The organism is Janthinobacterium sp. CG_23.3 (assembly GCF_046115965.1).
Lineage (GTDB): Bacteria > Pseudomonadota > Gammaproteobacteria > Burkholderiales > Burkholderiaceae_D > Janthinobacterium.
The window spans coordinates 1-11,856 of sequence record NZ_JBJXIB010000042.1; the positions used below are offsets into that span (position 1 = coordinate 1).

Annotated in this window: 9 protein-coding genes; 8 read left to right on the top strand and 1 reads right to left on the bottom strand. The window is 63.1% G+C overall.

The window, feature by feature from the left end:
- The first annotated feature begins 453 nt into the window (after nucleotides 1-453).
- The 4 genes from carA (at nucleotide 454) to ACFDR9_RS12035 (ending at nucleotide 5,882) form a co-directional block, all read left to right on the top strand.
- Nucleotides 454-1,626, top strand: a complete 1,173-nt coding sequence (carA, locus tag ACFDR9_RS12020; protein ID WP_035787573.1) for a glutamine-hydrolyzing carbamoyl-phosphate synthase small subunit — start codon at nucleotides 454-456, stop codon at nucleotides 1,624-1,626.
- Entirely contained in the window at nucleotides 1,619-4,849 is a 3,231-nt protein-coding gene (gene carB / locus ACFDR9_RS12025) for a carbamoyl-phosphate synthase large subunit (protein ID WP_017876266.1), read from the top strand. The genes carA and carB overlap by 8 nt, the downstream gene beginning before the upstream one ends.
- A 107-nt stretch (nucleotides 4,850-4,956) precedes the next feature.
- Nucleotides 4,957-5,433 carry a transcription elongation factor GreA gene (gene greA, locus ACFDR9_RS12030; RefSeq protein ID WP_026132779.1) on the top strand — a complete coding sequence of 159 codons (477 nt, stop codon included), beginning with the start codon at nucleotides 4,957-4,959 and terminating at the stop codon, nucleotides 5,431-5,433.
- Nucleotides 5,433-5,882 (top strand): DUF4149 domain-containing protein, encoded by a 450-nt coding sequence (locus ACFDR9_RS12035; RefSeq protein ID WP_017876264.1) that lies wholly within the window; start codon nucleotides 5,433-5,435, stop codon nucleotides 5,880-5,882. The genes greA and ACFDR9_RS12035 overlap by 1 nt, the downstream gene beginning before the upstream one ends.
- Before the next feature lie 141 nt (nucleotides 5,883-6,023).
- On the opposite strand, the gene ACFDR9_RS12040 is transcribed toward ACFDR9_RS12035, so the two are convergent.
- The gene (locus ACFDR9_RS12040; protein ID WP_026132778.1) at nucleotides 6,024-6,497 is read right to left on the bottom strand and encodes a YhbY family RNA-binding protein; all 474 of its coding nucleotides are present in this window, start codon (nucleotides 6,495-6,497) and stop codon (nucleotides 6,024-6,026) included.
- A gap of 41 nt (nucleotides 6,498-6,538) precedes the next feature.
- Here ACFDR9_RS12040 and ACFDR9_RS12045 point away from each other — a divergent pair, with 41 nt between their 5' ends.
- From ACFDR9_RS12045 to glmM, 4 genes are all read left to right on the top strand, one after another.
- Nucleotides 6,539-7,222, top strand: coding sequence for an RlmE family RNA methyltransferase (locus tag ACFDR9_RS12045; protein ID WP_017876261.1), 684 nt, complete (start codon nucleotides 6,539-6,541; stop codon nucleotides 7,220-7,222).
- Nucleotides 7,223-7,431: 209 nt separating this feature from the next.
- A complete protein-coding gene (ftsH, locus tag ACFDR9_RS12050; RefSeq protein ID WP_026132777.1) occupies nucleotides 7,432-9,315 on the top strand; it encodes an ATP-dependent zinc metalloprotease FtsH in 1,884 nt (627 codons plus the stop codon).
- Nucleotides 9,316-9,425: 110 nt separating this feature from the next.
- Nucleotides 9,426-10,265: a dihydropteroate synthase gene (gene folP / locus ACFDR9_RS12055; protein WP_409031140.1), complete on the top strand. Its 840-nt coding sequence runs from the start codon at nucleotides 9,426-9,428 to the stop codon at nucleotides 10,263-10,265.
- A 39-nt stretch (nucleotides 10,266-10,304) separates the two neighbouring features.
- Complete coding sequence (gene glmM, locus ACFDR9_RS12060; protein ID WP_409031141.1) at nucleotides 10,305-11,642, top strand: phosphoglucosamine mutase; 1,338 nt, start codon at nucleotides 10,305-10,307, stop codon at nucleotides 11,640-11,642.
- Nucleotides 11,643-11,856 lie beyond the last annotated feature (214 nt).

Consider the following 11,856-nt stretch of genomic DNA (forward strand, 5'->3'; position numbering starts at 1 on the left):
CTCCCCCCCCCCCCCTCCCTCCCCCCCCCCCCCCCCCCCCCCCCCCCCCCCCCCCCCCCACCCCCCCCCCCCCCCCCCCCCCCCCCCCCCCCGACTTCCTTGTATCTGCGCTTAACAGCCAGTCGGCTTCCACGTCGGATCATCGAAGCCGGCCCGGCCGCGCTCGGAACTAGCTTGCTTGGCAATAGTTTAACGTTGTCGGACGCCGGTGCGGGGCGCCGCCGGCATGTGTCGCCGGCGGCTATTTTTGCGCCCTTTTTGGGGTCGCGGCGATTGCCGGAAGGGCGCCGATGCGCTATAATTGCAAGGTTTAGCCATTCTTACACATACCGTAGCCGACTACCACCATCCCATCATTCATTATGACCGTTGACCCTCAAGCCGCAGCTGCTTGGGATGCTTGGCGGTCGGTCTGACGTGGCGCAGCTACGGTAACTTTATCAGGAGTTGCCCTTGCCGCCATTTTTTTCTGGCCCTGCCGTTCCAGCCATTTTAGCGCTTGCTGATGGAACGATTTTCAAAGGATTTTCCATCGGTGCCGCCGGTCATACGACGGGCGAGGTGGTGTTCAACACTTCCATGACCGGCTATCAGGAAATCCTCACCGATCCGAGCTACTGCCGCCAGATCGTGACCCTTACCTATCCGCACATCGGCAACACCGGCGTCAACCCGGAAGACGTGGAATCATCCAAGGTGCACGCCGCCGGTTTGATCATCCGCGACCTGCCGTTGCTGGCCTCGAATTTCCGCTCGACCCAGTCGCTCGGCGACTATCTGAAGGCCGAGAACATCGTCGCCATCGCCGGCATCGATACCCGCAAGCTGACCCGCATCCTGCGCGAAAAGGGCGCCCAGAGCGGCGCCATCCTGGTGGGTACCCAAGGCAACGAGCCGTCCGCCGCGCAAGCGCTGGAACTGGCGCGTTCCTTCCCCGGCCTGTCCGGCATGGACCTGGCCAAGGTGGTCTCGACCAAGGCCGCCTACGAGTTCACCGAAACCGAGTGGACGCTGGGCGAGGGCTACGGCAAGCTGGCCGATTCCAAGTTCCACGTGGTGGCCTTCGACTACGGCGTCAAGCGCAACATCCTGCGCATGCTGACCGCGCGCGGCTGCAAGGTGACGGTGTTGCCGGCCCAGGCTTCGGCGGCCGACGCGCTGGCGCTGAACCCGGACGGCATCTTCCTGTCGAACGGCCCCGGCGACCCGGAACCGTGCGACTACGCGATCGCCGCGACCAAGGAGTTGATCGAGCGCGGCATTCCCGTGTTCGGTATCTGCCTGGGCCACCAGATCATGGCGCTGGCCTCCGGCGCGAAGACCCTGAAGATGAAGTTCGGCCACCACGGCGCCAACCACCCGGTGCAGGACCTGGACTCGAAGCAAGTGCTGATCACGTCGCAGAACCACGGTTTCGCGGTCGACGCGGCGACCTTGCCGGCCAATTGCCGCGTTACGCACGAGTCGCTGTTCGACGCTTCGCTGCAGGGCTTCGCCCGCACGGACAAGCCGGCGTTCTGCTTCCAGGGCCACCCGGAAGCGTCGCCTGGCCCAATGGATGTTGCTTACCTGTTTGATCGCTTCATCGGCTTGATGGATGCGGTGGAGAAAAAGAAAAATGCCTAAACGTTTAGATATTAAAAGTATTCTGATTATTGGCGCCGGCCCGATCGTTATCGGTCAGGCTTGCGAATTCGACTATTCCGGCGCGCAAGCGTGCAAGGCCCTGCGCGAAGAGGGCTACAAAGTCATCCTGGTCAACAGCAACCCCGCGACCATCATGACCGACCCGGAAATGGCCGACGTGACCTACATCGAGCCGATCACGTGGAAGGTTGTCGAGCGCATTATCGCCAAGGAGCGTCCCGACGCGATCCTGCCGACGATGGGCGGGCAGACCGCGTTGAACTGCGCGCTGGACCTGCACAACAACGGCGTGCTGGAAAAATACAAGGTCGAGTTGATCGGCGCCTCCCCGGAAGCCATCGACAAGGCCGAGGACCGCTCCAAGTTCAAGCAGGCGATGACCAAGATCGGCCTCGGTTCGGCCCGCTCCGGCGTGGCCCACTCGATGGACGAGTCGTGGGCCGTGCAGCGCGAGCTGGGTTTCCCGACCATCATCCGGCCGTCGTTTACGATGGGCGGCAGCGGCGGCGGCATCGCCTACAACGAGGAAGAGTTCGAAACGATTTGCAAGCGCGGCCTGGAAGCGTCGCCGACCAAGGAGTTGCTGATCGAAGAATCGTTGATCGGCTGGAAAGAGTATGAGATGGAAGTGGTGCGCGACAAGGCGGACAACTGCATCATCATCTGCTCGATCGAAAACCTCGACCCGATGGGCGTGCACACCGGCGACTCGATCACGGTGGCGCCGGCGCAGACGCTGACGGACAAGGAATACCAGATCATGCGCAACGCCTCGCTGGCGGTATTGCGCGAGATCGGCGTCGACACCGGCGGCTCCAACGTGCAGTTCTCGATCAACCCGGCCGACGGCCGCATGATCGTCATCGAAATGAATCCGCGCGTGTCGCGCTCGTCGGCGCTGGCCTCGAAGGCAACCGGTTTCCCGATCGCCAAGATCGCCGCCAAGCTGGCGGTCGGCTTCACGCTCGACGAGCTGCGCAACGAGATCACCGGCGGCCAGACCCCGGCCTCGTTCGAGCCGTCGATCGATTACGTCGTCGTCAAGATCCCCCGTTTCACGTTCGAGAAGTTCCCGACCGCCGACCACCACCTGACCACGCAGATGAAGTCGGTCGGCGAGGTGATGGCGATCGGCCGCACCTTCCAGGAATCGTTCCAGAAAGCCCTGCGCGGCCTGGAAGTGGGCGTCGACGGCCTGAACGAGAAGACCAAGGACCGCGAGAAGATCGAGGAAGAGCTGGGCGAGCCCGGTCCGGAGCGCATCTGGTACGTCGGCGACGCCTTCGCCCAGGGCTTCACGATGGAAGAAGTGCACCAGCTGACCCATATCGACCCGTGGTTCCTGATCCAGATCAAGGAAATCGTCGACCTCGAACTGTGGCTCGACACCCAGTCGCTCGACGCGCTCGACAAGACCACGCTGTACAAGTTGAAGCAAAAAGGTTTCTCGGACCGTCGCCTGGGCTTCCTGCTGCAAACCACCGACACGGCGGTGCGCCTGAGGCGCCACGCGCTCAACATCCGCCCGGTCTACAAGCGGGTCGACACCTGCGCCGCGGAATTCGCCACCGACACCGCCTACATGTACTCGACCTACGATGAAGAGTGCGAGTCCAATCCGAGCGACAAGAAAAAGATCATGGTGCTGGGCGGCGGCCCGAACCGCATCGGCCAGGGTATCGAATTCGACTATTGCTGCGTGCACGCGGCGCTGGCGATGCGCGAAGACGGTTACGAGACCATCATGGTCAACTGCAACCCGGAAACCGTGTCGACCGACTACGACACCTCGGACCGCCTGTATTTCGAATCGCTGACGCTGGAAGACGTGCTGGAAATCGTCGCGCTGGAAAAACCGGTCGGCGTTATCGTCCAGTACGGCGGCCAGACGCCGTTGAAGCTGGCGCTGGACCTGGAAGCGAACGGCGTGCCGATCATCGGCACCTCGCCGGACATGATCGACGCCGCCGAAGACCGCGAGCGTTTCCAGCAGTTGTTGCACAAGCTCGAGCTGCGCCAGCCGCCTAACCGCACCGCCCGCACCGAAGAGGACGCGTTGCGCCTGGCGCAGGAAATCGGTTATCCGCTGGTGGTGCGCCCCTCGTACGTGCTGGGCGGGCGGGCGATGGAAATCGTCCACGAGCAACGCGACCTCGAGCGCTACATGCGCGAAGCGGTCAAGGTCTCGCACGATTCGCCGGTGTTGCTGGACCGCTTCCTGAACGACGCCATCGAGTGCGACGTCGATTGCATCTCCGACGGCGAAACCACCTTCATCGGCGGCGTCATGGAGCATATCGAACAAGCCGGCGTGCATTCGGGCGACTCGGCCTGCTCGCTGCCGCCGTACTCGCTGTCGCAGGAAACCATCGACGAACTGAAGCGCCAGACCGCGCTGATGGCCAAGGGCTTGAACGTGGTCGGCCTGATGAACGTGCAGTTCGCGATCCAGAAGCAAGAGATCGACGGCCAGATGCAAGACGTCGTGTTCGTGCTGGAAGTCAATCCGCGCGCCTCGCGCACGGTGCCGTTCGTCTCCAAGGCCACCGGCCTGCAACTGGCCAAGATCGCCGCCCGCTGCATGGTCGGCCAGTCGCTGGCGTCGCAGGGCATCACGCAGGAAGTGGTGCCGCCTTACTTCAGCGTCAAGGAAGCCGTCTTCCCGTTCGTCAAGTTCCCTGGCGTCGACACCATCCTCGGCCCCGAGATGAAGTCGACCGGCGAAGTGATGGGCGTGGGCATGACTTTCGGCGAGGCGTTCGTCAAGTCGCAACTGGGCGCCGGCGTCAAATTGCCGAAGTCGGGCAAGGTCTTCCTGAGCGTCAAGGCGTCGGACAAGCCGCGCGCCGTGCAGGTGGCGCGCGACCTGGTCGACATCGGCTTCACGCTGGTGGCCTCGAAGGGCACCGCCGCGGTGATTTCCGCCGCCGGCATCCCGGTGACGCCGGTAAACAAGGTGATCGAAGGGCGTCCGCACATCGTCGACATGATCAAGAACCATGAAATCGTTCTGGTCGTCAACACGGTCGAGGAAAAACGCAGCGCCATCGTCGATTCGCGGGCCATCCGCACCTCGGCGCTGGCCGCGCACGTGACCACCTACACCACCATCGCCGGCGCCGAAGCGGCGGTGGAGGGGATCCGTCATCTCGACGAGTTGCGCGTCTACGATTTACAAGGTCTGCATAAAACCTTACACTAAGCCTGTTTGCGGCACCCTTGACCACAGAGCCCCGCGCGGCAGTATCGCGCGGCCTCTGTGGTTTTCACTTGGTGGACCGGTTCCACCGACAACTTAGTAGATAAAACATGACCTCAGTCCCACTTACCAAATACGGCGCAGAACTGTTGAAAGCGGAGTTGCATCAGCTTAAGACCAAAGAGCGCCGCATCGTCATCGACGCGATCTCGGAAGCCCGTTCGCACGGCGACCTGTCGGAAAACGCCGAATACGACGCCGCCAAGGAGCGCCAAGCCTTCGTCGAAGGCCGCATCGCCGAACTGGAAGGCAAGCTGGGCGCGGCCCAGATCATCGACCCGGCCACGCTGGACGCGGAAGGGCGCGTGGTGTTCGCCGCCACCGTCAACTTGGAAGACCTGGAAAGGGGCACCAAGGTGACCTACCAGATCGTCGGCCTCGACGAAGCCGACTTGAAATTGAACAAAGTGTCGGTGACCTCGCCGATCGCCCGCGCGCTGATCGGCAAGTACGCCGGCGACGTGGTGGAGGTGCAGGCGCCGTCCGGTCCGCGCGAATACGAAATCCTGGAAGTGTTGTACATCTGATGCCGCTGGCGCGCGTGCGTGTCGCCGTGGCGACCTTGTGGGCCGGCAGCCTGTGGACGGTCGGCTATCTGGTGGCGCCGGTGCTGTTTGCCACGCTGGCCGACCGCGCGCTGGCGGGCACGATTGCCGGCAGCATGTTCCGCGCCGGCGCGCTGCTGTCGGCCGCGTTCGCGTTGCTGATGCTGGCCTTGCTGGCCTGGAGTGGCGCCGACCTGGAACCTAAGCGGCGCCGCCTGTTGTTCGCCCTGGTGCTGGCGATGCTCGGCTGCGTGCTGCTGAACTACCTCGGCATCCAGCCGCTGATCGCCGGCATCCGCGAGGCGGCCGGGCCGGGCGGCCTGGACGCGTCGCCGCAGCGCAAGCTGTTCGGCGTGCTGCACGGCGCCTCGATGCTGGTGTACATGGTGCAGAGCGCGCTGGCCGGCGTGCTCATCTGGAAGCAGCGCTAAAAACAACAGTAAAACGCTCGTCAGTCGATAAATGTGCAATCGAGCGCGACCGGGGCGGGCGCGGCGGACGAAAAAAAGCGGGCCGGTCCGCAACCCAGGGGTTGCGGACCGGCCCGCCGGTGGCGGGTTGCCTGGCTGGGCTTACTTGCTGCCCAGCGCGCTTTTCTTGGCGCTCTTCTGACGCGGCTTGGCGCGCTTGATGGAGCCGCCTTCGGTAACGCGCTCATTGCCCTTGATCATGACTTTGGTGACCGACGGACGCTTGGTTCCGCTGGCACTGGCCTTGACGATGGTCACTTCGCGCATACCCTTGCCCGTGGTGACGCTGCGTTCTTTGACAACTTCTTTTTTCGGACGGTAGATCACCAGCAGTTTGCCAATATGTTGTACCGGAGCGGCGCCGAGATCGCCGCAAATCGTCTCGTACATCCCCACGCGGGCTTCGCGGTCGTCGCCGAATACGCGGACCTTAATCAGACCGTGCGAATCCAGGCCAAGATCGATTTCTTTGAGTACGGCAGGTGTCAAGCCCGCTTCGCCAATGATGACGATAGGCTTCAGCGCGTGAGCTTCGGCGCGCAGTGCGCTGCGCTCTACGGGTGTAAGTTTTAGCATAATAATTTTTAGTAATCCCTTAAAAGCAGTATTCTACGCGAATGGCAAAGAAGAAATTAAACAAAAACTGGTTGCACGACCACATAAATGATCCATATGTGAAGTTGGCGCAGAAAGAGGGCTATCGTGCCCGGGCCGCATACAAGCTCAAGGAAATCGACGAGGACGAAAAACTTGTCAAACACGGCCAGGTGATCGTCGACCTCGGCTGCACCCCGGGCAGCTGGGCGCAATACCTGCGCCGCAAGCTGGCCGGCAAGGACGGCGGCGGCATCGACGGCACCCTGATCGGTCTCGACATGCTGCCGATGGAGCCGATTGCCGACTTCAACTTCATCCAGGGCGACTTCCGCGAAGCGCGCGTGCTGCGCCAGCTGGAAGTGGTGTTGCAGGGGCGCAAAGCCGACCTGGTGTTGTCGGACATGGCGCCCAATCTGTCGGGCATCGCCTCGGCGGACGCGGCGCGCATGGAGCATTTGATCGATTTGGCCATCGAATTCTCGCAACTGCACCTGAAACCGTCCGGCGCCTTGCTGGTGAAGTGCTTCAACGGCACCGGCTACAGCCAGATCGTGGAGAAATTCCGCGCCGAGTTCAAGGTGGTGACGCAGAAAAAACCCAAGGCCAGCCGCGATAAATCGTCGGAAATCTTCCTTTTGGGACGTGGCGTCAAGAATGCGGCGGAAAATAAGCCGCTTCTGGACGAATCCGCCCTTGATATTTGACGCTTGTAGCCGCACATCAAAGCAGGGAAGGGTAATGCCGTGAGGGTATGAAAATGCTCGCAGGCACATAAGCCCGGTTACGCTTCCCGCGTGCGCGCGGTGTTTTTTGCGCGCACGCATCGGCAGGCTTTGGCACGGCCCGCTTATTGCGAGTAAAATCGTGTTTTCAGCTATAGGAAAAAGATGCGTACCGCATCCAAGGAGTCTTCGTGAATAACATGTTTTCCAAATCTGCCATCTGGGTTGTCGTTGCCCTGCTTCTTTTCATGTTGTTCAAACAATTTGACAGCCACGGCGTCGCGGGCGGCAGCAAGGCCATCGCTTATTCCGATTTGCTGGATGAGGTCAAAGCCAAGCGCGTCAAGGAAGTCTTGATCGAGGGCGGCAACATTACCGCCACCCGCATCGACGACAGCAAGGTCCGCACCACCGCTACCTTCCTCGACCGCGGCCTGATCGGCGACCTGCGCGAAAACGGCGTGCGTTTCGACGTCAAACCGCCGGAAGAGCCGTCGCTGCTGCAGCAAGTGTTCGTTTCCTGGTTCCCGATGCTGCTGTTGATCGGCGTCTGGGTGTTCTTCATGCGGCAAATGCAGGGCGGCGGCAAGGGCGGCGCCTTCTCGTTCGGCAAGTCGAAGGCGCGCATGATGGACGAGGCCAATAACACCGTCACCTTCGCCGACGTCGCCGGTTGCGACGAGGCCAAGGAAGAAGTCAACGAAGTGGTCGATTTCCTCAAGGACCCGACCAAGTTCCAGAAGCTGGGCGGGCGCATTCCGCGCGGCGTGCTGATGGTCGGCCCTCCGGGCACCGGTAAAACGCTGCTGGCGCGCGCCATCGCCGGCGAAGCCAAGGTGCCGTTCTTCTCGATTTCCGGCTCCGATTTCGTCGAGATGTTCGTCGGCGTGGGCGCCTCGCGCGTGCGCGACATGTTCGAGAACGCCAAGAAACATTCGCCGTGCATCATCTTCATCGATGAAATCGACGCCGTCGGCCGCCACCGCGGCGCCGGCATGGGCGGCGGCAACGACGAGCGCGAACAAACCTTGAATCAGTTGCTCGTCGAGATGGACGGTTTCGAGGCCAATTCCGGCGTCATCGTCGTTGCCGCGACCAACCGCGCGGACGTGCTCGACAAGGCGCTGCTGCGTCCGGGCCGCTTCGACCGCCAAGTGTCGGTGGGCTTGCCGGACATCCGCGGCCGCGAACAGATCTTGAACGTGCACATGCGCAAAGTGCCAATCAGCACCGACGTCAAGGCCGACATCCTGGCCCGCGGCACCCCCGGCTTTTCCGGCGCCGACCTGGCCAACCTGGTCAACGAGGCGGCGCTGTTCGCGGCCCGCCGCAGCAAGCGCCTGGTGGAAATGTCCGATTTCGAAGATGCCAAAGACAAGATCTTCATGGGTCCCGAGCGCAAGTCGATGATCATCCGCGAGGAAGAGCGTCGCAATACCGCCTACCACGAGTCGGGCCACGCGGTGGTGGCGAAACTGTTGCCGAAGGCCGATCCGGTGCATAAGGTGACGATCATGCCGCGCGGCTACGCCCTCGGCCTGACCTGGCAGTTGCCAGAGCACGACAACCTGTCCGGCTACAAGGACAAGATGCTCGAAGAGATCTCGATTCTCTTCGGCGGGCGCATCGCCGAGGAAATTTTCGTCGGCCAAATGTCGACCGGCGCCTCGAACGATTTTTCCCGCGCCACCAAACTGGCGCGTTCGATGGTGACACGCTTCGGCATGTCCGACAGCATGGGCGTGATGGTCTACGAGGACAGCCAGCAAGATGGCTTCTTCGGCGGCTCGGCCAAGACGATTTCGGAGGCGACCCAGCAAAAGGTCGACGCCGAGATCCGCAATATCCTCGACACCCAGTATGCGATTTCGCGCAAGCTGCTGGAAGAGAACCGCGACAAGGTGGAAGTGATGACGAAGGCTCTGCTCGAATGGGAAACCATCGACGCCGACCAGATCAACGACATCATGGCTGGCCTGGAGCCGCGCCTGCCGAAGGCCGGCGTGCCGCCGCGCCGCAATTCGGGCGACAGCGGCGCCGGCGGCATCTCGCCGAACGTCACGGCGCCAGCCTGACGCTGGCCGTTTGATGTCGGCTTCGTGCCGTCAGTAAAGGGGCGAGGAGCGATCCTTGCCCTTTTCCGTCGTGCGGCCTCCTGCCGTTTTTCCTACCGTTTCCCAGTCCCATGCGACAATACTTTCAATTCGGCCGGTTTGGCTTCAACCTCACCGCCCCGGGCGGCAAGGCCCTGGTAATGGGCATCCTGAACGTCACGCCCGATTCGTTTTCCGACGGCGGCCAGTTCCAGTCGCTGGAGTTTGCCCTGGCCCGCGCCGACGAGATGGTTGCCGAAGGCGTCGACATTATCGACATCGGCGGCGAATCGAGCCGGCCCGGCGCGCCCGCGCTGTCGCTGGCGGACGAGCTGCAGCGTGTCATGCCGGCGCTGTACGCTCTGCGCGACTGCGGCAAGCCGCTGTCGGTCGACACGTACAAGCCGGAGGTGATGCGCGAAGCCATCCTGGCCGGCGCCGATATGATCAACGACATCAACGCCTTCCGCGCGCCGGGCGCGATCGAGGCGGTGCGCGGCAGCGACTGTGCCTTGTGCATCATGCACATGCAAAGCGTGCCGCAAACCATGCAGGCGCGCCCGGAATATGGCGACGTGGTGCGCGAGGTCGTCGACTTCCTGCGCGAGCGGGTCGCTGCCCTGACGGCGGCCGGCGTCGAGCGCGAGCGCCTTTGCATCGACCCCGGCTATGGTTTCGGCAAGACGGTCGAACACAACTTCGCGCTGCTCAAGGCCAGCGGGCAGATCCGCGCCGAACTGGGCCTGCCGATGCTGGCCGGCCTGTCGCGCAAATCGATGCTCGGGGCCGTCACCGGCAAGCCGGTGGAGCGGCGCTTGGCCGGCAGCCTGGCCGGCGCATTGGCTGCGGTAGCGCATGGCGCCGATATCGTACGGGTGCATGATGTGGCTGAGACTGTCGACGCGCTGAGCGTATGGCACGCGGCGCGCTAACAACATACGTAAGTAATCAACTTGATAGAAGAGACTAAAATGACACGTAAATACTTCGGAACAGACGGCATCCGCGGTCTGGTCGGCGCCGCGCCAATCACCCCTGACTTCGTGATGCGCCTCGGCTACGCCGCCGGTAAAGTCTTGGCCAAGGCCCAGACCGCCGCGATCAAGCCGACCGTGCTGATCGGCAAGGACACGCGCATCTCCGGGTATATGCTGGAAGCGGCGCTGGAGGCGGGCTTCTCGGCCGCCGGCGTCGACGTCATGCTGGCCGGCCCGATGCCGACGCCGGCGATCGCCTACCTGACGCGGGCGCTGCGCCTGGCTGCCGGCGTGGTCATCTCGGCGTCGCACAACCCGTTCCACGACAACGGCATCAAATTCTTTTCGCACCAGGGCACCAAATTGCCCGACGCGACCGAGCAGGAAATCGAACTGGCGCTCGACACGCCGATGTCCTGCGTGGCGTCGGAGAAGCTGGGGCGCGCCAAGCGCCTGGCCGACGCCCAGGGCCGCTACATTGAATTTTGCAAGGGCACCTTCCCCAACGAGTTGGACCTGCGCGGCATGAAAATCGTCGTCGACTGCGCCCATGGCGCCGCCTACCACATCGCGCCGCACGTGTTCCACGAACTGGGCGCCGAAGTGATCGCCATCGGCAACAAGCCGGACGGCTTTAACATCAACGCGGGCTTTGGCGCGACGGCGCCGGCCGCAATGGCGGCGGCGGTGGTCGAGCACGGCGCCGACCTCGGCATCGCCCTCGACGGCGACGCCGACCGGTTGATCATGTGCGACGGCAAGGGCCGCCTGTATAACGGCGACGAGCTGCTGTACGTGATGGTCAAGGACCGCCTGGCAACCGGCCCGGTGCCGGGCGCGGTCGGCACCCTGATGACCAATATGGCGCTGGAAGTGTTGTTCAAGGAAATGGGTATCGGCTTTGCGCGCGCCAAGGTGGGCGACCGCTACGTGCTGGAGGTGATGAAAGAGCGTGGCTGGATCCTCGGCGGCGAAGGCTCGGGCCACCTGCTGTGCCTGGACAAGCACACCACCGGCGACGGCATCGTATCGGCGTTGCAGGTGCTGTCGGCGCTCAAGCGTAGCGGCAAGACGCTGGAGCAATGCACCAGCGAGTTGGTGCTGTTCCCGCAAACCTTGATCAACCTGCGCGTCGCGGCGGGCTTCGACTGGCAAAAGAACCCGGCCATGGTCGGCGAAAAGGAAAAAGTCGAGCGGGAACTGGGCGATACCGGCCGCGTGCTGATCCGCGCATCCGGCACCGAGCCGTTGATTCGCGTCATGGTCGAGGCCAAGAGCGCCGAGCACGCCAAAGCCATGGCGCAGCGCATCGCCGACAAAGTCGTGGCCTAAGCCTCCGGCGGTAGGGAGGGGGCGCCGGCGCCGCCGGCCCAAACCGCCGCGAATATGCGAAGGGCCGCCCACTATGGCGGCCCTTTTCACGTGTGCGCCCAGCATGGGTGCACTCCTGTGGGTGCAAGTCCCGCCGCGAGCTGACCACAGCGACGAAGCCCGCGCCATGCGCCAGGAAGTCAGGATCGGCGCTGCTGCCTGCTGCCTGCGGCGC